This is a genomic window from Pedococcus sp. NPDC057267, from assembly GCF_042668795.1.
Taxonomy (GTDB): Bacteria; Actinomycetota; Actinomycetes; order Actinomycetales; family Dermatophilaceae; genus Pedococcus.
In genome coordinates this window covers 33,951-55,859 of record NZ_JBHUYG010000009.1, presented here as the reverse complement: position 1 = coordinate 55,859, position 21,909 = coordinate 33,951, and the positions used below count along the sequence as shown (strand labels likewise).

Sequence of the window (21,909 nt, the reverse complement as noted above, 5' to 3'; positions counted from 1 at the left end):
CCCGCCGGGTTAGGTTGGGCGGGTGCCGACCCCGACGTCCGAGGACCCCGCGTGCGCGTGACCGTGATGGGCGCGGGCGGGTACATCGGCAGCCGGCTCGTCCCCGTGCTGCTCGCGGACGGCCACGAGGTCACCGCGACGTTCACCGACCCGGCCCGCGCCCGCCGGTTCCCCTGGGCCGGCGCCGTGCGCGTGGCCGGGCTCGACGTCGCCGACCGTGCCGCGGCCCGGGACGCCGCCGCCGGGGCGGACGCGCTCGTCTACCTCGTGCACGGCCTGGCCGGCCCGGACTTCACCACCGCCGACCGCGAGGGCGCCTACAACGCCGCGCACGCCGCAGTGCGCGCCCGCGTGGGCCGCATCGTCTACCTCGGCGGTCTCGTCCCGGACGTCCCCGAGGGGACCTGTCACCGCACCTGCGCTCGCGGCTCGAGGTCGAGCAGGTCTTCGGCGACAGCGGGGTGCCGACGTGGGCACTGCGCGCCGCGATGGTCGTCGGGGCCGGGTCGACGTCGTTCGAGATCATGCGCCAGCTGAGCCGCCGGCTGCCGGTGCAGGTGGTGCCGTCGTGGATGCGCAGCGCCGTCGAGCCGGTCGCCGTGAGCGACGTGGTGGCGGCGCTGGTGGGCTCCCTGACGGCGTCCGGGGGCGGACGCACCTACGACGTCGGCAGCGGGGAGCACATGTCGTATGCCGCGTTGCTGCGGCTCTACGCGCGGCTGGCCGGCGGCCGCGCCCTGCAGGTCCCGGCCCTGCTGCCGACGGCGCTGGTCGCCCGGGTGGCCCCCCTGTTCACGGACGTCCCGGCCTCGACCGTCCGGTCGCTGGTGGCGAGCCTGCGCCACGACATGGTGTGCCGCGACGACGACTACGTGCGGGACCTGCTGGCGCCCGGCGCCCGGACGGTGCCGGTGGCCGAGGCCATCAGCCGCGCGCTCGCGGCCCCGGCTCCGCGCCCGTCGACGGCCCCGGACCCCGCCGCCGGCACCCCGGACCCGCTCGGGCCGCTCGCCACCGACCCGGCGTGGGCGAGGCCGCCCGGGGGCGCGCCGGTCCCGGAGCCGGTCGAGGGCTGATCCAGGGCCCGGCCGAGGGCTGGCTAGGAGCCGGACAGGTGCCGGTCGAGCTGCCGGGCGAAGCCCGCCCCCATCGCGACCAGCACCGCCTGCATCGAGGTCGTGACCGCCGGGCGCGCCAGCCGCGGGAAGGGCAGGTCGACCTCGACGGCCAGGTCGATCGCCAGCCGGGTGCCCTGCCCGGCCGCCGTCAGCGTGTACGTGCCGTTGACCCCGGCGCGCTCGTGGCCGTCCGGCTCGTGGGTGAACTCGATCCGCTCGGGCTCGGTGAACGCCATCCGCTCGGTGAACGCGAGCCCGATGTCCTTGCCGAGCACCTCGATCGGCGCCAAGCGCCAGCGCCACAGGTCGCCCGCGCCGTCGATGCCGCGCACCATCGGCGTCAGCCGGGCCACGGCCGCGGGGTCGGAGAGCACCTCCCAGACCTGCTGGCGGGTGTACGGCACGACCGCCCTGGACACCTTGCGGGCGTCGAAGCTCGTCATCGTCCCGCCCTCGGGTTCCGGCGGGCGATGGCGGCCGTGAGCAGGGTCGCGAACCCGCACCACGCGGCATACGCGCCGATGCCGGCGGCCTTGCCCTTGCCGGTGCTGCCGGCGCGGCGGGCCAGGTCGGCGCTGCTCGCGGCGAGGGCGGCGGCGCCGGCCGTGGCGAGGCCGAGGCGGTGCGCGCGGAAGAACAGGCCGGACCACCCGGCGTTGAGGACCATGTTGGCGGCCAGCGCGCGCTCGAGGTCCTTGGCTGCCGCGGTGTCGCCACGCTCGGCCAGCTCGGCGCTGGCCCGGGCGGTGACGACGGCGGTCGTGGCGTAGAGGGCGGTCCAGACGACGGGGAAGGCGCCGGGCGGCGGCTGCCACGACGGCTTGTCGAGCCGGCGGTACCAGCGGGAGGCGGGGTCGGTCAGGAGCGAGCCGACGACGGCGGCGGCGCCGACCACCGCCGAGGTGCGTGCCAGCGTGCGGCCCCACCGGTGCGGGTCCACGTCGGCCACGGCGGCGCGGACGGCCTCGTCGAACCCGGTGCGCCCACCCGGGGGCGGGCCGAGGACCTCGAGGATGTCGTCCTCGCGGCACACGGCCTCGTGCACGAGGCTGCCGACGAGGGGGCGGGCGAGGCCGGCGGGGATCGGCGTCACGACGTCGACCCACAGCCCGGCGAGCCGGGGGGTGAGGACGGGGACGCTCACGACGTGCCGCGGTCGCAGGCCGACGACCGACGCGTACCGCTGCATCATCTCGGCATACGTCATGACCTCGGGGCCGCCGAGGTCGAAGGTGCGGTTCGTCCCCTCGGGGAGGTCCACCGCCCCGGCGAGGTAGTGCACGACGTCGCCCACGGCGATCGGCTGGATCCGGTTGCCCACCCACTTGGGGGCGACCATCGCCGGGAGCCGCTCGGTGAGGTGGCGCAGCATGTCGAACGACGCCGACCCGTTGCCGAGGACGACACCCGCCTGCAGCACGACCGCCGGCACCGGCCCGCGCAGGAACGTCTCGCCGACCTCCACCCGCGAGGCGAGGTGGTCGGAGAGCTCGCCCTCGGGGTGCAGGCCGCCGAGGTAGACGACGCGCCCCACGCCCGCCTCGCCGGCGGCGTCGGCGAAGGTCTGCGCCATCGACCGGTCGCGCTCCATGAACGAGCCGCCGCCGTCCATCGAGTGCAGCAGGTAGTACGCGACGTCGACGCCGTCGAGCGCGCGCCGCACGTCCTCGCCGCGGGAGGCGTCGCCCTCGGCGACCTCGACCCGGTCGGCCCAAGGCCGGCCCGCGAGGCCCTTGCGGGACCGGGTCAGGACGCGCACGTGGTGGCCGCGGTCGAGCAGCACGGGCACGAGCTGCCCGCCGATGTAGCCGGTGGCTCCGGTGACGAGGACGGTGGTCATGGGGCTCCTGTCCCGAGGACGTGGGGGAGCAGGAAGAGCATCCCCAGCGACCAGGTGAGGTGGGTGATCATCGGGCCCAGGACCCCGCCGGTGACCCGGCGCTGGAGGGCCACGATCAGGCCGAGCGCGGCCGCGGCGAGGACGAGCAGGGGTATGCCGGCGCCGACCGTGGTCAGCGCGTAGACGACCGTCGTGACCAGCACGGCGTGCCGGCGGCCGACCGCGGCGTAGAGGGCGCCGCGGAAGTAGAGCTCCTCGGCGATGCCGTTGACCGCGGTGATGACCGCGACGAGCGCGAGCGAGCCGAGCCGGGCGTGGTCGAGCAGCTGGTTCACCGGGTCGCGCAGGAACGGGACCCGGGCCACCACCATGCCGCCGAGCAGGAAGACGCCGAGCAGCACGGCGCCGAGGGCGAGGGACTGCACGACCGGCCGGGCGTCGTACCCGCCGGCGCGCGTGCGCGCGTGCCCGAGGTGCAGGGGCCCGGACAGCAGGGCACCGACCGCCCAGACGACGGCGAGGCCGAAGGACGCGACGTAGAAGAGGGGGTTGCCGGGCTCGATCCGCAGGGCGAGGGCCAGCACGACGGTCCCGACGACGAGGGTGACCACGGCGACGACCCTGCGCCGGTGGAACGCGGCGTCGGTCTCGGTGTGGTCTCGGGGCACGGGCTGGACGAGCGCGGCCCGGACGAACGCGCGGACCTCCGCCACCGGGTTGATCACGACGTCACGCCCGGGTGGCCTCGTAGCGGCGCAGCGCCTCGAGCCGCTCCTCCGCGTGGTCGACGATGCGCGCGGGGTACCCGTGCTCGTAGCCGTCGTCGGCTTTCCACGGCTCGTGGACCGCGCCGCCCGGCAGGTGCGCGAGCTCGGGCACGTAGCGCCGGACGTAGTCGCCGTCGGGGTCGTAGCGCTGGCCCTGCGTGACGGGGTTGAACACGCGGAAGTAGGGGGAGGCGTCGGTGCCGGTGCCCGCGACCCACTGCCACCCGTGGTTGTTCGAGGCGATGTCGCCGTCGATGAGGTGGTCGAGGAAGTGCCGGGCGCCCACCGGCCACCAGACGTGCAGGTCCTTGGTGAGGAAGCTGGCGGTCACCATCCGCATCCGGTTGTGCATCCAGCCCTCGGCGAGCAGCTGGCGCATCGCGGCGTCGACGACCGGGTAGCCGGTGCGACCCTGCCGCCACGCCTCGACGAGGTCCTCGTGGCTCTCGTACGACATGCCCTTCAGGGCGGGGCGCAGGTCGGACCACGCCGACCCCGGGTGCCGCCAGAGGACGTCGGCGTAGAACTCGCGCCAGCACAGCTCGGTGCGGTACGTCTCGGCGCCCTTGCCCCGGCGGCCGGCCAGGTCCTTGAGCATCGTCCGCGGGTGGATCGCGCCGATCTTGAGGTGGGCCGACATCCGGGAGACGCCCGGCAGGTCGGCCCGGTCGCGCCGGTCGCCGTAGTCGGCGAGCCCGTCCTCGAGGAACTCGTGCCAGCGGCGCAGGGCGGCCTGTTCCCCGGCCTCGGGCAGCTCGGGCAGGTCCTTGCCGCGCAGTGCCGCTCGCACCTCCTTCCACGCGTCGTCGTCGGAGGCGACGCGGGACAGGGTCAGGTCGCGCGGCTCGGTCGCTGGGTCCGGCCAGCCGTGGTCGCGCCAGGCCTTGGAGAAGGGCGTGAAGACCTTGTACTCCGAGCCGCTGCCGTTGACCACCGACCCCGGCCCCACGGCATACGGGGTCCCGGTCTCGACCCAGCCGACCCCGGCCTCCTCGAGCCGCTCGCGCACCGCCTCGTCGCGCCGCCGCCCGGCGGGCGTCGTCTCGCGGGAGACGTGGACCGAGCCGGCGCCGGTCTCCTTCGCCACGCGCGGGACCACGGTGCGCGGGTTGCCGCGCAGCAGGCACAGCCGGCCGTCGTACGCCTCGTTCGCCGCCTCGAGCGTCGCGGCCAGCCACGCGCGGCGGGCGTCGCCGGCGCCCTTCCACAGCTTCGGGTCCAGGACGTAGAGGACGAGCACCGAGGAGTCGCCGGCGGCCTCGGCCGCGGCCCCCAGGGCGGGCAGGTCGCCGCGGCGCAGGTCCCTGCGCAACCAGAGGATCGACCCGGCCCGTGCCATGCCGTCCACCCTAGGTGGGCACACCGGACCCCGCATTACTCGCGAGTCACCGTCCCGGGGTGGCAGGCTCGGGCGGTGACCCACGCCTCCGGGCGGACGGGTCGCGTCGTCCGTCACCTGCTCCTGGGAGGCCCGCCCGATGTTCTCGCGCATCGCCATCGTCAACCGCGGCGAGGCCGCCATGCGTCTCATCCACGCGGTGCGCGACCTCAACGCCCAGGCGGGCGAGGGCGGCCACCGGATCGAGACCGTGGCGCTGCACACCGAGGGCGAGAAGCGGGCGATGTTCGTGCGCGAGGCCGACGCCGCGTACGACCTCGGCCCGGCCGCGAACCGGCCCTACCTCGACTACGCCGTCCTGGAGCGGGCGCTGCGCGAGACCGGCGCCGACGCCGCGTGGGTCGGCTGGGGCTTCGTCGCGGAGCACCCCGACTTCGCCGCCCTCTGCGAGCGGATCGGCGTGACGTTCATCGGCCCGAGCCCGGAGGCCATGCGCAAGCTCGGCGACAAGATCGGCTCCAAGCTCATCGCCGAGGAGGTCGGGGTCCCGGTCGCGCCGTGGAGCCGCGGCGGCGTCGACACCCTCGAGGACGCCAAGGCCGCGGCCGCGCGCATCGGCTACCCCCTCATGCTCAAGGCCACCGCGGGCGGCGGCGGGCGCGGCATCCGCCGGGTCGACTCCGACGCCGACCTCACCGACGCCTACGAGCGCACGCGCGACGAGGCACAGCGGGCGTTCGGCTCCGGGGTGGTCTTCCTCGAGAAGCTCGTCACCGGCGCGCGGCACGTCGAGGTGCAGGTCATCGCCGACGGCCAGGGCACGGCGTGGGCGCTCGGCGTGCGCGACTGCTCGGTGCAGCGCCGCAACCAGAAGGTCATCGAGGAGTCCTCCTCGCCCGTCCTCGGCCCCGAGCAGGTGGCGGAGGTCAAGGCCGCCGCCGAGCGGCTCGCCATCGCCGTCGGGTATGCCGGTGCCGGCACCGTCGAGTTCCTGTACCACCCGGGCGAGAAGTTCTTCGCGTTCCTCGAGGTCAACACCCGCCTCCAGGTGGAGCACCCCATCACCGAGGCCACGACCGACACCGACCTGGTCAAGCTGCAGATCCACGTGGCGTCCGGCGGCCGGCTCGAGGGGGAGCGCCCCGTCGAGGTCGGGCACGCCGTCGAGGCCCGGCTCAACGCCGAGGACCCCGACCGCGACTTCGCCCCCTCCCCGGGCCGGATCGCGCTGCTGACACTGCCCGCCGGACCCGGCATCCGCGTGGACACCGGTGTGGGGGAGGGGGACTCGATCCCCGCCGACTTCGACTCGATGATCGCCAAGATCATCGCCGTCGGCGCCGACCGCGAGGAGGCGCTGGCCCGGCTGCGCCGCGCCATGGCCGAGACCACTGTCGTCATCGAGGGCGGCGCCACCAACAAGTCGTTCATCCTCGACCTGCTCGACCAGCCCGAGGTCGTCGACGGCACTGCCGACACCGGCTGGATCGACCGCGTCCGCGCCGAGGGCCGGCTGGTCTCCCACCGGCACTCCGGCATCGCGCTCGTCGCCGCCGGCATCGAGGCGTACGAGGACGAGGAGGGCGTCGAGCGCACCCGCCTGCTCGAGACCGCACGCGGTGGACGGCCCCAGGTCCAGCACCGCACCGGCCGCGCCATCGACCTCAAGCTGCGCGGCACCGCGTACAAGGTCACGGTCTGGCGCACCGGGCCGCACCGGTTCCGCGTCACGGTGGCCGGCCCGGCCTCCGAGCAGACGGTCACCGCCGACCTCGACCGCCTCGACGAGTACACCAGCCGGATCACCGTCGGCGGCCGGCTGCACCGGCTCACGACGGCCACCCACGGACCCGTGCAGCTGGTCGAGGTGGACGGCGTCACCCACCGGGTCAGCCGCGACGAGGGCGGCGTGCTGCGCTCGCCCGCGCCGGCGCTCGTCGTCGCGACGCCGGTGCCCGTGGGGTCCGAGGTCGCGCAGGGCGCCCCGGTCCTGGTGCTCGAGTCGATGAAGATGGAGACCGTCCTGCCCGCGCCGTTCGCCGCGCGCGTCAAGGAGCTGCTCGTCTCCTCCGGCAGCCAGGTCGAGACCGGCGCCCCGCTCGTGCGCCTGGAGCCGGTCGACGACGGGGCCGAGGCCGCTGCAGCGCCCGCGGCGGAGCAGGCGGTCGACCTCGACCTGCCCGACGGGGACGGGTCCGACGGCGACCCGCACGCGGCCGTCCGCCGTACCCGCGCCGACCTGTGCGCGATGCTGCTCGGCTACGACGTCGACCCGCGCGGCGACGCCCTCGCGGCCTACCTCGCAGCCCGCGACCAGCTCACGGCCCGCGGTGAGTCGCAGGTGGGCCGGGAGGTCGCGGTGCTCGAGGTGCTCGCCGACTTCGCCGAGCTGAGCCGCAACCGTCCCGCCGGCCAGGACGACCACGTCGAGCACCGGGTGCACAGCCCGCGCGAGCACTTCCACACCTACCTGCAGAGCCTCGACGTCGAGCGCGGGGCGCTGCCGGAGCACTTCCGCCACAAGCTGTCGCAGGTGCTGCGGCACTACGCCGTCGACGGGCTCGACCGCACGCCGGAGCTGGAGCAGGCGGTCTTCCGCGTCTTCCTCGCCCAGCAGCGATCGGCCCCCGAGGTGGCGCTCGGCACCGCGCTGCTGCAGCGGTGGATCGCCGAGCCGTGCCCCGAGCCGCCGCTCGACGCGGCCGCGCGCGAGGTGCTCGACCGCCTCGTCGTCGCGACGCAGCTGCGGTTCCCCGTCATCGGCGACCTCGCCCGCAGCGTCCGCTTCCGGTGGTTCGACCAGCCCCTCGTCGACGCCGACCGGGCCAGCGTGCTCGGCGGCGTCGCCGACGAGGTGGCGGCCCTCGAGGCCATGCCCGAGGGCCCGGAGCGGGCCCAGCGCATGGACCAGCTCGCGGCCATCCCCGAGCAGATCGTGCAGTTCCTCTCCGACCGGCTCGAGCGTGGGGTCCCGCGCCGCGAGCCGATGCTCGCCGTGCTCGTCAAGCGGCACTACCGCGAGCACGACCTCACCGGCCTGCGCGAGGTCGAGGTCGGCGAGCGCCCGTATGCCGTGGCCGACTACGCGCTCGACGGCCGGCCGACGCGGCTGGTCTCGACCGTGGGCCGGGTCGACGAGCTCGCCCCGGGCAGCCCGCTGGTCGAGGGCGTCGCGGCCCAGCTCGCGGAGCGTGCCGCCGGGCACGAGGCCGTCGTCGACCTCTACCTCGCCTGGCCGGACGAGCCCGAGTCGCCCGAGGACGCGTCGGCCCGGCTCGCCGCCGCGCTGACCGGCCTGGAGCTCGCCTGCGAGGTGCGCCGTGTCGCCGTCGCCGTCTGCCCCGGTGACGGGCGGCCGGTCGGGTACTTCAGCTTCCGTCCCGAGGACGGGACCATGGTCGAGGACCGGCTGGTGCGCGGCGTGCACCCCATGGTGGGCCGCCGGCTCAACCTGTGGCGGCTGCGCGACTTCGAGGTCACCCGGCTCGAGGCACCCGCCGACGTCCTGCTCTACGAGTGCGTCGCCCCGGGCAACTCCGACGACCGGCGGCTCGTGGCGCTGGCCCAGGTGCGCCAGCTCGCCGTCGTGCGCGACGAGCAGGGGCGGGTCACCGCCCTCCCGCACGCCGAGCGCGCGATCGCCAACTGCCTCGAGGCGATCCGTCGCGCCCGGTCCGCCCGCGGTGCCGCCGGCGCCCGGCTCGACATGAACCACGTGTGGGTGCAGATCTGGCCCCCGGTCGAGGCCGACCTCGACCAGCTCACCGCGCTGCAGGCCAAGATCGCGCCGCTCACGGCCGGTGCGGGCATCGAGGAGGTCCTCGTCCAGGGCCGCATCGCCACCCCGGACGGGGCCAGTGCGCCCCTCGCCGCGCGGTTCCACTACCAGCCCGGCTCCGGGGTCGTGACCTCCGTCGAGGAGCCGCCGACCGAGCGGCTCAAGCCGCTGGACGACTACGCGCAGAAGGTCGTCCGCGCCCGGCGCCGCGGCGTCGTCTACCCGTACGAGCTGCAGGCCATGATCGCCGGCCCGGGTGGCACCGCCACCGAGTACGACCTCGACGACAAGGGCTCCCTCGTCCCGGTCGACCGCCCCTACGGCCTCAACAAGGCCGGCATCATCGCCGGGGTCATCACCACGCCCACCGAGCGCTACCCGGAGGGCGTGACGCGCGTGCTCCTGTGCGGTGACCCGCTCAAGGCCCTCGGCGCCGTCTCGGAGGCCGAGTGCACCCGGATCATCGCCGCGCTCGACCTCGCCCAGGAGATGGGTGTGCCGGTCGAGTGGTTCGCCCTGTCGGCAGGTGCCCGCATCTCGATGGACTCGGGCACCGAGAACATGGACTGGGTGGCGCGGGCGCTCAAGCGGATCGTCGAGTTCACCCAGGACGGCGGCGAGATCAACATCGTCGTGGCCGGCATCAACGTGGGCGCCCAGCCGTACTGGAACGCCGAGGCCACGATGCTGATGCACACCAAGGGCATCCTGGTCATGACGCCGGACAGCGCGATGGTCCTCACCGGCAAGCAGTCGCTCGACTTCTCCGGTGGCGTCAGCGCCGAGGACAACCACGGCATCGGCGGTTACGACCGCGTCATGGGCCCCAACGGGCAGGCGCAGTACTGGGCCCCCGACCTCGCGGGCGCCCTCGACGTCCTGATGGCCCACTACGACCACACGTACGTCCACCCGGGCGAGGACGGCCCGCGCCGGGCGAGGACCTCCGACCCGTCCGACCGCGACGTCACCAGCTACCCGCACGAGCTGCCCGACTCCGGGTTCACGACGATCGGCGACATCTTCTCGACGGCGACCAACCCCGACCGCAAGAAGGCGTTCGACATCCGCACGCTCATGGCGGCCGTCGCCGACCAGGACCACCCCACCCTCGAGCGCTGGGCGGGCATGGCCGACGCCGAGACCTCGGTGGTGCAGGACGCCCACCTCGGCGGGATCCCCGTCTGCCTCATCGGGATCGAGTCCAAGAACGTCGCCCGCCGCGGCTTCCCGCCCACGGACGGCCCCGACACCTACACCGCGGGCACCCTGTTCCCGCGGTCGTCGAAGAAGACGGCGCGCGCGATCAACGCCGCGTCGGGCAACCGCCCGGTCGTGGTGCTCGCGAACCTGTCCGGCTTCGACGGGTCGCCCGAGTCGATGCGCCAACTGCAGCTCGAGTACGGCGCGGAGATCGGCCGGGCCATCGTCAACTTCGACGGGCCGATCGTCTTCTGCGTCGTCAGCCGCTACCACGGTGGCGCGTTCGTGGTGTTCTCCAAGGCACTCAACCCGCGGATGACCGTGCTGGCGGTCGAGGGCTCGTTCGCGTCGGTCATCGGCGGCGCCCCTGCCGCGGCCGTGGTCTTCTCGCGCGACGTCGACGCCCGGACGGCGGCCGACCCGCGGGTCACCGAGCTCGAGGCGGCCGTCAACGAGGCCACCGGCGCGCGCCGGGCCGAGCTGGCCACGGAGCTCGCGGAGGTCCGCGCGGCGGTGCGCTCGGAGAAGCTCGGCCAGGTCGCGTCCGAGTTCGACGCGGTGCACAGCATCCACCGCGCCGTGCAGGTCGGCTCCGTCGACGCGGTCATCAGCGCCGCGGAGCTGCGCCCGCGCATCATCGCCGCCGTCGAGGCCGGCCTCAAGGGCTGAGCGCAGGTCCACGGGGCGGGGCCGCTGCGGAGGTCCCGCCCCCTCCCGTGCACCGGGGCAGCGGGGGCATGACCGCGCCCAGTCTGGGTATGCGGGACGTGGAAGCGCCCCGACCCCGAAGGAGACACGATGAGCGAGCAGGACCGCGAACTGGCCTCGATGCAGGACGACCAGCACGCCCGGCACCGCCGGACCCAGGCGGTCATCCAGGAGGTCATCGACGGCGTCGGCCGTGACGCCCGCGGCAGGGAGCCCGGTGCGGTGGCCACGACCCTCGTCGGGGCGTTGGCCGAGCGGGGCGTGGTGGACCAGCCGGCGCCGTGGGTGGACGCCGTCGCCACCGAGCTCGTGGCCGGCAACCGGTACGTCGAGGACCCGACCGAGCCGGGTCAGTTCGGCGAGCAGCGCACGGGAGAGGACGACCCGCGCTGACCTGACGACGGCCCGGTGCGCGCCGTGGCAGGGTGGGGCCGTGCGCCGGAGCCGATCCTCGTGAGCACGGCCGGCCTCCTGCTGGCCGCCGGTGGTGGCCGGCGCATGGGGGGTGCCAAGGCGCTGCTGCGCGAACCCTCCGGACGCCGGTTCGTCGAGCGCGGCCTGGCCGTCCTGCGCGAGGCCGGCTGCAGCCCCGTGCTCGTCGTCGTCGGCGCGCAGGCCGAGGAGGTGCGCGGGCATGCCGCCGCCGCCGACCGTGTCGTCGAGGCGCCCGACTGGGCCGCGGGTCAGGCCGCCTCCCTGCGCGCCGGACTCGCCGCCGTCGACGAGACCGCCGCCGAGGCCGTGTGCGTGCTCCTCGTCGACCTCCCCGACGTCGACGCCGAGGTCGTCCGCCGGGTCGTCGCCGCCGTCACGACGGGCGCCCCCGGCGACGTCCCCACGCCGGCGACCGCCGCGGGAGGCGACGGGCGCCGCGTCCTCGGTCGCGCGGCATACGCCGGTGTCCCCGGGCACCCCGTCGTCATCGGGCGGGACCACTGGGACGGTGTCCTGGCGTCGCTGCAGGGGGACGCCGGCGCGCGCGACTACCTCGCCACGCACGCCCACGTCGTGGTCGAGTGCGGCGACCTCGCCACCGGGCGGGACACGGACACGCCCGCCGACCTCGCCTGACCGACCTCGCCTGGCCGACCGTCCGTCGCGGCGGCCGGGCCGCAGGGGTTCCTTCGGGGCCGCGCATTTGTGATGCTGTGCCCATGGAGCCACGGGAGGCCTTCGCGACGACGGGGGACCTCCGCGACGGGCTCGCCTCCACCGGGTACCTCGCCGACGACGCGCTCGCCACCGTCACGTGGCTCGCGCTGCGGCTCCAGCGCCCGCTGCTGCTCGAGGGAGAGCCCGGCACCGGCAAGACCGCCCTCGCCGAGGCGGTCGCCGGTGCGCTCGACCTGCCGCTCATCCGGCTGCAGTGCTACGAGGGCATCGACGCGAGCCAGGCGTTGTACGACTGGGACTTCCCCAGGCAGATCCTGCACCTGCGTGCGGTCGAGGCCGTGGCGGCCGACACCGCCGCGGACGTCCGGGCGGTGGAGGAGCAGCTGTTCGACCAGCGGTTCCTGCTCGACCGCCCCGTCCTGCGGGCGCTGCGGGACGCCCCCGCCGTGCTGCTCGTGGACGAGGTGGACCGCGCCGACGACGAGTTCGAGGCGTTCCTGCTCGAGGTGCTCTCCACGTGGCAGGTCACCATCCCCGAGCTGGGCACGGTGACGGCCGCGACCCCGCCGGTCGTCGTCCTCACCTCGAACCGCACCCGCGAGCTGCACGACGCCCTCAAGCGCCGCTGCCTCTACCACTGGATCGACCACCCGGGCCTGGAGCGCGAGCTCGAGATCGTCCGCAGCCGTGCACCCGAGGTGTCGGAGTCCCTCGCCGCACAGGTGGTCTCGGCCGTCCACCGGCTGCGCGACGACGGCGGCCTCGTGAAGCCACCGGGCGTCGCCGAGACCCTCGACTGGGCGCGCGCCCTGCAGGAGCTCGGCGCCCGCGAGCTCGACCTCGAGACCGCCGCTGTCAGCCTCGGCGCCGCCGTGAAGTACCGCGAGGACGCCGAACGCGTCCGCGCGGCCCTCGACCGGATCCTGTCGCGATGAGCGTGGCGACCCAGGAGGCCGTCCCCGTGGGGGGCGACCACGCGCCCGATGCGATCCTCCTCGGCTTCGCCCGCGCCCTGCGGGCCGCCGGTGTGGCCGTGACCGCGGACCGTGAGCGGACGTACCTCACCGCGGTCGCCGAGGTCGGCGCCGGCTCCGAGCGCGGCGTCTACTGGGCGGGGCGGGCGACGCTGTGCGGCTCCCCGGCGGACCTCGAGCGCTACGACCAGGTGTATGCCGCGTGGTTCGGGCTCGAGCGCGCGCGCACGCGGCCGCGGCAGGCCCAGCCGGCGACGGTGCCCCAGGCCTCGCTCGACGCCGTGGACGCCGGGACCCGTGCCGGCGCCGACGACGACGTCCTGCGCGCGACCGCGAGCGACACCGAGGTGCTCCGCCACCGCGACGTCGCGACCCTCAGCCCGGCCGAGCGCGCCCGGCTCTCCGACCTGTTCGCCCACCTGCGGCCGCGCGCGCCCCGCCGCCGGGCACACCGCTGGACCGCCGCGCCCCGCGGCTCCGTCGACGCCCACCGCACCCTGCGCGACCAGCTGCGCCGCATGGGGGAGCCCGGGCCGATCGCCTGGCGCCGCCGCGGCACGCGGCCGCGGCGGGTCGTCCTACTCGTCGACGTGTCGGGGTCGATGAGCGGCTACGCCGACTCGCTGCTGCGGCTCGCCCACGCGTACGCCACCTCCGGCCTGCCCGTCGAGGTGTTCACCCTGGGCACCCGCCTCACCCACGTCACCCGTGCCCTGCGCCAGCGCGACGCCGACCGTGCCCTGGCGTCCTGCGGCGACGTCGTGCCCGACTGGGCCGGCGGCACCCGCCTCGCCCAGGGGGTGGCCGCGTTCCTCGACCGCTGGGGACGCCGGGGCATGGCCCGCGGCGCGGTGGTCGTCCTGTTCAGCGACGGCTGGGAGCGCTCGGACCCGGCCGCCCTCGGCGAGCAGATGCGCCGGCTGCGGGCCGTCGCGCACCGGGTCGTGTGGGTCAACCCGCACCGCGGCAAGGTCGGCTACCAGCCGGTGCAGCAGGGCGTGGTCGCCGCGCTGCCGCACGTGGACGACTTCGTGGCCGGCCACTCGATGGCGACCTTCGAGGAGCTCGTGGAGGTGGTGGCGCGTGCGTGACGTGATGGACGAGCTGCTGCGGTGGTGGCGGGCGGGGGCCACCGTGGGCGTCGGCACGGTCGTCGGCACGTGGCGCTCGGCGCCGCGCCAGCCCGGTGCGGCGATGCTCGTCGGCCCGGGCGGGGAGGCCGTGGGCTCGGTGTCCGGCGGGTGCGTCGAGGGCGCCGTCTACGAGCTCGCCCAGTCCGTGGTCGCCGACGGCGTGCCGCGGCTGCAGCGCTACGGCGTGAGCGACGACGACGCGTATGCCGTGGGCCTCACCTGCGGGGGCATCCTCGACGTCTTCGTCGAGGCGGTCGACCGCACCACCTTCCCCCAGCTCGAGGACGTCGCCGCCGACGTCGAGGCGGGCCGGCCCGTCGCGGTGGCCACCGTCATCGAGCACCCGGACCCGTCCCGCGTCGGGCGCCGCCTCGTCGTGCGGCCCGAGGACCCGACCGTCGAGGGCGGTCGCCCGCCGGGCCCGGACCCGGACGGGGGGGACACGGCAGCGGCCATGGGCCCGCACGCCCCCCGGCCCGTGGTGGAGGGCTCGCTCGGCAGCGCGCGGGCCGACGACGCCGTCGCCGACGACGCCCGCGGCCTGCTCGCAGCCGGTCGCACGGAGACGCTCACCTACGGCCCCGACGGGGAGCGCCGCGGCGAGGGCATGCGGGTGTTCGTCGCGTCGTACGCCCCGCGCCCGCGGATGCTCGTCTTCGGCGCCATCGACTTCGCCGCCGCCGTCGCGCGCCAGGGCCACTTCCTGGGGTACCGCGTCACGGTGTGCGACGCGCGGCCGGTCTTCGCGACCCGGACCCGCTTCCCCGACGCGGACCAGGTCGTCGTCGACTGGCCGCACCGCTACCTCGCGGCCGAGCGCGACGCCGGGCGCGTCGACGGACGGACCGTCGTCTGCGTGCTCACCCACGACCCCAAGTTCGACGTCCCCGTCCTCGAGATCGCCCTGCGGCTCCCCCAGGTGGGCTTCGTCGGTGCCATGGGCTCGCGGCGTACGCACGAGGACCGGCTGGAGCGGCTGCGGGAGGCGGGGCTGTCCGAGGACGAGCTCGCGCGCCTGTCCAGCCCCATCGGCCTGGACCTCGGGGCACGGACGCCCGAGGAGACCGCCGTCAGCATCGCGGCCGAGATCGTGGCGCTGCGCTGGGGCGGCCGCGGCGAGCGGCTGGCCCACCGCGAGGGGCCCATCCACCACCACGGCGCCGAGCTCGCCTCGACGTCCTCCTCCCCACCCACCCCGGCATCCGCAGGAGGAGGGGACCACCCGACGAACCATCCGCAGTGATGGTTGTGGCCCGCGGCCCGCTCGGGTGAGGATCCGAGGAGCCGGGGTCGTGCAGGGCGCACCACGCGCAGCGTTTTCGAACACAGAGAGGTGATCGAATGACCCGCATCAACGTGACGGTCGACGGCGTCGACTACTCCGACGAGGTGGAGCCGCGAACGCTCCTCGTCCACTACCTCCGAGAGACGCTCGGCAAGACCGGCACGGTCGTGGGCTGCGACACCAGCAACTGCGGTGCCTGCACGGTCCACCTCGACGGGCACAGCGTGAAGTCCTGCAACGTCCTCGCGGTCCAGGCCGACGGGCACGAGGTGACCACCATCGAGGGCATCGCCGCCGGGGGCGAGCTGCACCCGGTGCAGAAGGCGTTCCACGAGTGCCACGCCCTCCAGTGCGGGTACTGCACGCCCGGCATGATCATGCAGGCCATCGACGTCCTGAACGACAACCCGAACCCCTCCGAGGAGGAGATCCGGGTCGGTCTCGAGGGCAACCTGTGCCGCTGCACCGGCTACCACAACATCGTCAGGGCCGTGCAGCAGGCGGCCGGCCAGGGCGCCACCGCGGGAGCGCAGTCGTGACCGCCGTCGACGACCGCCCCGACACGGCGACGGGCGAGGTCGGCAGGGCCCGGCTGCGCAAGGAGGACCAGCGCCTCATCACCGGTCGCACCCGGTGGACCGACAACCTGCAGCTCCCGGGCATGCTGCACATCGCGATGGTCCGCAGCCCCGTGGCCCACGCCACCATCACGGGCATCGACACCGAGGCCGCCCGCAGGGCGCCGGGTGTCGTGGCCGTCGTGACGGGCGCGGACGTCCGTGACACCCAGGGCGTCGTCGCGAACGCCTGGCCGATCACCACCGACCAGAAGACGCCGCCGCACCTGCCCTTCGCGATCGACCGGGTCGCCTGCGCCGGCGAGATCGTCGCCGCGGTCGTGGCGCGGACCGCTGCAGCGGCCCGTGACGCCGCGGAGCTGGTCGACGTCGACTACGACGAGCTGCCCGCCGTGCTCGACGCCAAGGAGGCCGTCAGCGACGCCGTCCTTGCCCACCCGGACCTCGGGACCAACACCTCCGCGGTGTGGACCCTCGACTCCGCGCAGGGCGGCACCGGCGGCGACGTCGACGAGGCGATCGAGAAGGCGCGCGCCGACGGCATCGTCATCGAGCGCGAGTACCGCCAGCAGCGACTCATCCCCTCCTTCATGGAGCCCCGCTCGACCGTGGTCGACCCGACGGGGGAGCAGGTGACCGTGTGGACCTCGACGCAGGTGCCGCACATCCTGCGCTTCCTCATCGCCGCGACGACGGGTATGCCGGAGTCGAAGGTCCGCGTCATCGCCCCGGACGTGGGTGGCGGCTTCGGCGGCAAGCTGCAGACCACGGCCGAGGAGTTCGTGACCCTGGCCGTCGCCCGCCACGTCGGCAAGCCGGTGAAGTACACCGAGACGCGCTCGGAGTCGCTGGTCTCCGGCCACCACGGCCGCGACCAGTACCAGACCCTCACCCTGGCGGCGACCAAGGAGGGCAAGGTCACCGCGCTCAAGGTGGACCTCATCGCCAACCTCGGCGCCTACGTCGCCCTCGTCGGCGGCGGCGTCCCGGTGCTGGGCGCGTGGATGTTCAACTCGATCTACAAGTTCGACGCCTACCGGTTCACGGTCCGCACGGTGCTCACCAACATGACGTGGGTCGACGCCTACCGCGGTGCCGGCCGCCCCGAGGCGACGTACGCCATCGAGCGGCTCATGGACGAGCTCGCCGCCGAGGTCGGGGTCGACCCGCTCGAGATCCGCGAGCGCAACTGGATCAGGCACGACGAGTTCCCGTTCACGACCGTCGCCGGCATGACCTACGACTCCGGCAACTACGAGGCTGCCACGGCCCGCGCCACGGAGCTGTTCGACTACGACGCGCTGCGCCGCGAGCAGCGGGAGCGGCGCGAGCGCAACGACCCCGTCCAGCTCGGCATCGGCGTCTCCACCTTCACGGAGATGTGCGGCCTGGCGCCCTCGAGGGTCCTCGGCACGCTGAACTACGGCGCAGGCGGCTGGGAGCACGCCTCCATCCGCATGCTGCCGACGGGCAAGGTCGAGGTCATCACCGGGACCTCTCCGCACGGGCAGGGGCACGAGACCGCGTGGAGCCAGATCGCGGCCGACCGGCTCGGGGTGCCGTTCGAGGACATCGAGGTCCTCCACGGCGACACCCAGATCGCGCCGCGCGGCCTCGACACCTACGGCTCGCGCTCGCTGGTCGTCGGTGGCGAGGCGGTGGTGCGCGCCGCCGACAAGGTGGTCGCCAAGGCCAAGCTGGTCGCGGCCCACCTGCTCGAGGCCAGCGTCGACGACCTGGAGTTCTCCGGCGGCCGGTTCACGGTGAAGGGCACGGACAAGGGCATCGGCATCACGGAGGTCGCGGCCGCGCAGTTCACCTCGCACAACCTGGCCGAGGGCATGGAGTCCGGCATCGACGCGGACGCCACGTTCGACCCGGAGAGCTTCTCCTTCCCGCACGGCACGCACCTGTGCGCCGTCGAGGTCGACACCGAGACCGGCCAGGTGCGGATGCGCAAGTACGTCTGCGTCGACGACGTCGGCCAGGTCGTCAACCCCCTCATCGTCGAGGGGCAGGTGCACGGTGGCCTCGTCCAGGGCATCGCCCAGGCGCTGTGGGAGGAGGCGGTCTTCGACGACAACGGCACCCTCGTCACGGGCTCGTTCGTCGACTACACGCTGCCCACCGCGGCCGACACGATCAGCTTCGTCACGGACAACACCACCTCGCCGTCCACCACGAACACGCTGGGCACCAAGGGAGTGGGCGAGGCCGGCACGATCGCCTCCACGCCGGCCGTGGTCAACGCGGTCGTCGACGCGCTGCGGCCGCTGGGCATCCACGACATCCAGATGCCCTGCACGCCCGAGCGCGTGTGGCGGGCCATCCGCTCCGCCGGTGGCGAGCAGGCGGCGGTCACGACACCCGACGCCCAGCCGCACTTCGACGGGGGCGCCCCCAACCAGGCGCCCACGGACCCCAGTAGCAGCGCCTCGGCGGAAGGAGCAGGCCAGTGATCCCCGCCCCGTTCGAGTACCTCGCCCCGACCTCGGTCGCGGACGCCCTGGCCGCCCTCGCCGAGGCCGGGGACGACGCCAAGGTCCTGGCCGGCGGCCAGAGCCTGCTGCCCATCCTGCGCATGCGGCTCAACGCGCCCGACAAGGTCATCTACCTGGGCCGCGTCGAGGAGCTGCGCGGCATCCGCGAGGACGGTGACAGCATCGTGATCGGTGCGATGACGACGTATGCCGACGTGCTCGCCTCCGACCTCGTGCGCGAGCACGCGGGGGTGCTGCACGCCGCGGTGAAGGAGGTCGCCGACCCCCAGATCCGGCACCGCGGCACGGTCGGTGGCGCGCTGGTCCACGCCGACCCGGCGGGAGACGTCGGTGCCCCGGTGCTCGCCCTCGACGCCGAGCTGGTCGTCGCCGGCCAAGGCGGGGAGCGCACCGTCGCCGCCGGCGACTTCTTCCGCGACCTGTTCGAGACCGCCGTGGCGGAGGGCGAGCTTCTGACGGCGATCAGGGTGCCCAAGCACACCGGCTGGGGCAGCCGCTACGAGAAGTTCGTGCGGGTGGCGCACCAGTGGTCGATCGTCGCGGTCGCGGCGACGGTGCGGGTCGACGGCGGCAGCATCGCCGAGGCCCGGATCGGGCTGACCAACATGGGGTCCACCCCGCTTCGGGCCACCGCGGTGGAGCAGGCGCTCGTCGGGAAGGCCGCGACGGAGGACGCCGTCCGCGACGCCTGCGCCGCGGCCGCCGACGGCACGAACCCGCCGTCGGACCTCAACGGCGACGCCGACTACCGCCGGCACCTCGCGACGGTCCTGACGCGGCGCGCCGTCCTGGCCGCAGCGGGGGCGTGAGCGCGTGGAGCTGACCCACTCGTTCACCGTCCCGGCGTCGGTCGAGGAGACCTGGGCGACCTTCATGGACCTCCAGGCGGTGGGGAGCTGCTTCCCCGGCGCGGCGGTCACGGAGGTCACCGACGAGGGGTTCTCCGGCACGGTCAAGGTCAAGCTCGGCCCGATCGCCCTGCAGTACGCCGGGTCCGGGTCGTTCGTCGAGCGCGACGACGCCGCCCACCACGCCGTCATCGAGGCCAAGGGCAAGGACAAGCGTGGCAACGGCACGGCCGGCGCGACCGTGACGATCCGGCTGTCCGAGGCGGACGGGGGAGGGACGACCGCCGACGTCGTCACCGACCTCGCCGTCACCGGCAAGCCCGCCCAGTTCGGCCGCGGGGTGATGCAGGACGTGTCCGACAAGCTGCTCCAGCAGTTCGTCGCCTGCATCGAGGGCCGGATCGGCGGCGTGCCGGCCGAGGAGGAGGCCGGGGCGCAGGTCACCCCCGAGCCCGAGCCTGCCCCGTCCACCGCGACGGTGGAGGAACCGGCGGCCGCGGCCCCGGCCACGCCGGCACCCTCGCCGGCTGGCGCGCCCGGCACCACGGCATACCCGCCCTCGCGGGCCGAACGCGCCGCGGCGAGGCAGCCCGCCCCCCAGGAGGCGCTCGACCTCGGCTCGACGGTGCTGCCGGTGCTGGTGAAGACCTACGCCAAGCCGGTGCTCGCGGTCCTCGCGGCGGTGGTCGCGGTCCTGCTCCTGCGCCGCCTCCGTCGCTGACGCCCCGCAACACGGCAGTTGCTGGCACGAAACGGTGGTTCCGAACCCCCGTCTCGTGTCAGCAACTGCCGTTTCGCGCGCACGGGGCCGGGACCCTCCCTCTGGCCGCCCCGGAGCCGGTCACCGAACGGCTGACCTGCTGCTCCACCGGACATGCCGAACTTCTGTCCTACCCTGTAGGTGCGACCGGGCCGTGCCACAGTGACCCGCACCCACGGGTCCGGACCGACGGCCCCCCGCCAGCACAGGAGCTGCCCCCATGAGCGAGCCGACCGTCGTCGTCCTCAACGGCCCCAACCTCAACCTGCTCGGTGAGCGGGAGCCGGAGGTCTACGGCCACGAGACCCTCGCCGACGTGGAGGCCCTGTGCCGCAAGGCCGCCAGCCTCGCGGGGCTCGCGGTCGACTTCCGGCAGAGCAACCACGAGGGCGTGCTCATCGACGCCATCCACGAGCTGCGCCACCAGGCCGTCGGGTTCGTCGTCAACGCCGGGGCGTACACGCACACCTCGGTCGCGCTGCGCGACGCCCTCGCCACCGTGCCGGTCCCGGTCTTCGAGGTGCACCTGAGCAACGTGCACGCCCGCGAGGAGTTCCGGCACCACTCCTACCTGTCCGCGGTGTCGACCGGCGTCATCGTCGGCTGCGGGCCCAGCGGCTACGCCTACGCCATCGCGCGGATCAGCGAGCTCGCCCACCCCAAGCCCTGACGTCCCGCCGGCACGCGGACCCCGCGCGGTGAGACCGGCCACGGTTGTGCCCGCCGCGGGGCCCGGTCGCGGCAGACTGGCCCCATGGACCGGAACCCGCTCGACCTCGCCGGCATCGACGACCTGCTCTCCGACGAGGAGAAGGCGATCCGGGACAGCACCCGCGCCTTCCTCGACAAGCGGGTCGAGCCGCACGTCGCGGACTGGTTCGAGCGTGGCGAGGTCGACGACATCCGGGGCCTGGCGCGCGAGCTCGGCGCCCTCGGACTGCTCGGCATGCACCTCGAGGGCTACGGCTGCGCCGGCCTGAGCTCGGTCGACTACGGCCTGGCCTGCCTCGAGCTCGAGGCGACCGACTCCGGCATACGGTCCCTCGTGTCCGTCCAGGGGTCGCTGGCGATGTTCGCCATCCACCGCTGGGGCAGCGAGGAGCACAAGCAGGAGTGGCTGCCCCGCATGGCCGCCGGCGAGGCCATCGGCTGCTTCGGCCTCACCGAGCCCGACCACGGCTCCGACCCCGGCTCGATGCGCACCCGTGCGCGGCGGGACGGCGACGACTGGGTGCTCGACGGCGCCAAGATGTGGATCACCAACGGCTCCATCGCCGACGTCGCGGTGGTGTGGGCGCAGACCGACGAGGGCATCCGCGGCTTCGTCGTGCCGACCGACACCCCCGGGTTCTCCGCCCCGCTCATCAAGCACAAGATGTCGCTGCGGGCCTCGGTCACCTCCGAGCTCGTGCTCGACGGCGTCCGCCTGCCCGCCGAGGCGGTGTTCCCCGAGGTGCGCGGGCTCAAGGGCCCGCTGTCCTGCCTCACCGAGGCGCGCTACGGCATCGTCTGGGGCTCGCTCGGCGCCGCCCGCTCCTCGCTCGAGACCGCCCGCCGGTATGCCGTGGAGCGGCACCAGTTCGGACGCCCCCTCGCGGGGTTCCAGCTCACCCAGCAGAAGCTCGCCGACATGGCCCTCGAGCTCGTCAAGGGCCAGCTGCTCGCGCTGCACCTGGGGCGCCGCAAGGACGCCGGCACGATCACGCCGACCCAGGTCAGCCTCGGCAAGCTCAACAACATCCGGGAGTCGCTCGAGATCTGCCGCACGGCCCGGACCATCCTCGGGGCGAACGGCATCAGCCTCGAGTACCCCGTCATCCGGCACATGAACAACCTCGAGTCCGTGCTGACCTACGAGGGCACGGTCGAGATGCACACGCTGGTCGTGGGGGAGGCGCTCACGGGGGTCTCGGCCTTCCGCTGAGCAGCCTCCGGCGGGCGGTGGCAGTCGATTTCACTCCCGA

At 74.5% G+C, this 21,909-nt stretch carries 18 protein-coding genes; 14 read left to right on the top strand and 4 right to left on the bottom strand.

What is annotated here, in order from left to right; genetic code table 11:
* The first annotated feature begins 51 nt into the window (after positions 1-51).
* A complete protein-coding gene (locus tag ACFUC1_RS03955) occupies positions 52-537 on the top strand; it encodes an NAD(P)H-binding protein (protein WP_379116829.1) in 486 nt (161 codons plus the stop codon).
* The gene (locus tag ACFUC1_RS03950; RefSeq protein ID WP_379116827.1) at positions 462-1,076 is read left to right on the top strand and encodes a hypothetical protein; all 615 of its coding nucleotides are present in this window, start codon (positions 462-464) and stop codon (positions 1,074-1,076) included. Before ACFUC1_RS03955 ends, ACFUC1_RS03950 begins: the two co-directional genes overlap by 76 nt.
* A 23-nt stretch (positions 1,077-1,099) precedes the next feature.
* Here ACFUC1_RS03950 and ACFUC1_RS03945 read toward each other — a convergent pair whose 3' ends face one another.
* From ACFUC1_RS03945 to ACFUC1_RS03930, 4 genes are read right to left on the bottom strand one after another with little or no spacing between them, the layout of a single operon-like run.
* Positions 1,100-1,561 (bottom strand): SRPBCC family protein, encoded by a 462-nt coding sequence (locus ACFUC1_RS03945; RefSeq protein ID WP_379116825.1) that lies wholly within the window; start codon positions 1,559-1,561, stop codon positions 1,100-1,102.
* On the bottom strand, positions 1,558-2,958 hold the full coding sequence (locus ACFUC1_RS03940) for a tryptophan-rich sensory protein (protein ID WP_379116823.1): 1,401 nt from the start codon (positions 2,956-2,958) through the stop codon (positions 1,558-1,560). Before ACFUC1_RS03940 ends, ACFUC1_RS03945 begins: the two co-directional genes overlap by 4 nt.
* A complete protein-coding gene (locus ACFUC1_RS03935) occupies positions 2,955-3,683 on the bottom strand; it encodes a CPBP family intramembrane glutamic endopeptidase (protein ID WP_379116821.1) in 729 nt (242 codons plus the stop codon). Before ACFUC1_RS03935 ends, ACFUC1_RS03940 begins: the two co-directional genes overlap by 4 nt.
* 4 nt (positions 3,684-3,687) lie before the next feature.
* A complete protein-coding gene (locus ACFUC1_RS03930; protein WP_379116819.1) occupies positions 3,688-5,064 on the bottom strand; it encodes a cryptochrome/photolyase family protein in 1,377 nt (458 codons plus the stop codon).
* Between the two features lie 139 nt (positions 5,065-5,203).
* On the opposite strand from ACFUC1_RS03930, the gene ACFUC1_RS03925 reads away from it, so the two are divergent.
* The 12 genes from ACFUC1_RS03925 to ACFUC1_RS03870 all read left to right on the top strand — a co-directional run bounded on the left by ACFUC1_RS03925 (position 5,204) and on the right by ACFUC1_RS03870 (position 21,869).
* Complete coding sequence (locus tag ACFUC1_RS03925) at positions 5,204-10,714, top strand: carboxyl transferase domain-containing protein (RefSeq protein WP_379116817.1); 5,511 nt, start codon at positions 5,204-5,206, stop codon at positions 10,712-10,714.
* 129 nt (positions 10,715-10,843) lie between these two features.
* Positions 10,844-11,146 (top strand): hypothetical protein, encoded by a 303-nt coding sequence (locus ACFUC1_RS03920; protein WP_379116815.1) that lies wholly within the window; start codon positions 10,844-10,846, stop codon positions 11,144-11,146.
* 15 nt (positions 11,147-11,161) lie between these two features.
* Entirely contained in the window at positions 11,162-11,824 is a 663-nt protein-coding gene (locus tag ACFUC1_RS03915) for an NTP transferase domain-containing protein (protein WP_379116813.1), read from the top strand.
* Positions 11,825-11,907: 83 nt separating this feature from the next.
* Positions 11,908-12,801, top strand: coding sequence for an AAA family ATPase (locus ACFUC1_RS03910; RefSeq protein ID WP_379116810.1), 894 nt, complete (start codon positions 11,908-11,910; stop codon positions 12,799-12,801).
* Entirely contained in the window at positions 12,798-13,931 is a 1,134-nt protein-coding gene (locus ACFUC1_RS03905; protein ID WP_379116808.1) for a VWA domain-containing protein, read from the top strand. The genes ACFUC1_RS03910 and ACFUC1_RS03905 overlap by 4 nt, the downstream gene beginning before the upstream one ends.
* Entirely contained in the window at positions 13,924-15,216 is a 1,293-nt protein-coding gene (locus tag ACFUC1_RS03900) for an XdhC family protein (RefSeq protein ID WP_379116806.1), read from the top strand. The genes ACFUC1_RS03905 and ACFUC1_RS03900 overlap by 8 nt, the downstream gene beginning before the upstream one ends.
* A gap of 98 nt (positions 15,217-15,314) precedes the next feature.
* On the top strand, positions 15,315-15,797 hold the full coding sequence (locus ACFUC1_RS03895; protein ID WP_379116804.1) for a (2Fe-2S)-binding protein: 483 nt from the start codon (positions 15,315-15,317) through the stop codon (positions 15,795-15,797).
* Positions 15,794-18,295: a xanthine dehydrogenase family protein molybdopterin-binding subunit gene (locus tag ACFUC1_RS03890; protein WP_379116802.1), complete on the top strand. Its 2,502-nt coding sequence runs from the start codon at positions 15,794-15,796 to the stop codon at positions 18,293-18,295. Before ACFUC1_RS03895 ends, ACFUC1_RS03890 begins: the two co-directional genes overlap by 4 nt.
* Entirely contained in the window at positions 18,292-19,146 is an 855-nt protein-coding gene (locus ACFUC1_RS03885) for an FAD binding domain-containing protein (RefSeq protein ID WP_379116800.1), read from the top strand. The genes ACFUC1_RS03890 and ACFUC1_RS03885 overlap by 4 nt, the downstream gene beginning before the upstream one ends.
* A gap of 4 nt (positions 19,147-19,150) precedes the next feature.
* On the top strand, positions 19,151-19,906 hold the full coding sequence (locus ACFUC1_RS03880; RefSeq protein WP_379116798.1) for an SRPBCC family protein: 756 nt from the start codon (positions 19,151-19,153) through the stop codon (positions 19,904-19,906).
* A gap of 259 nt (positions 19,907-20,165) precedes the next feature.
* Positions 20,166-20,615: a type II 3-dehydroquinate dehydratase gene (gene aroQ / locus ACFUC1_RS03875; RefSeq protein WP_379116796.1), complete on the top strand. Its 450-nt coding sequence runs from the start codon at positions 20,166-20,168 to the stop codon at positions 20,613-20,615.
* An 84-nt stretch (positions 20,616-20,699) separates the two neighbouring features.
* Complete coding sequence (locus ACFUC1_RS03870; protein ID WP_379116793.1) at positions 20,700-21,869, top strand: acyl-CoA dehydrogenase family protein; 1,170 nt, start codon at positions 20,700-20,702, stop codon at positions 21,867-21,869.
* Positions 21,870-21,909 lie beyond the last annotated feature (40 nt).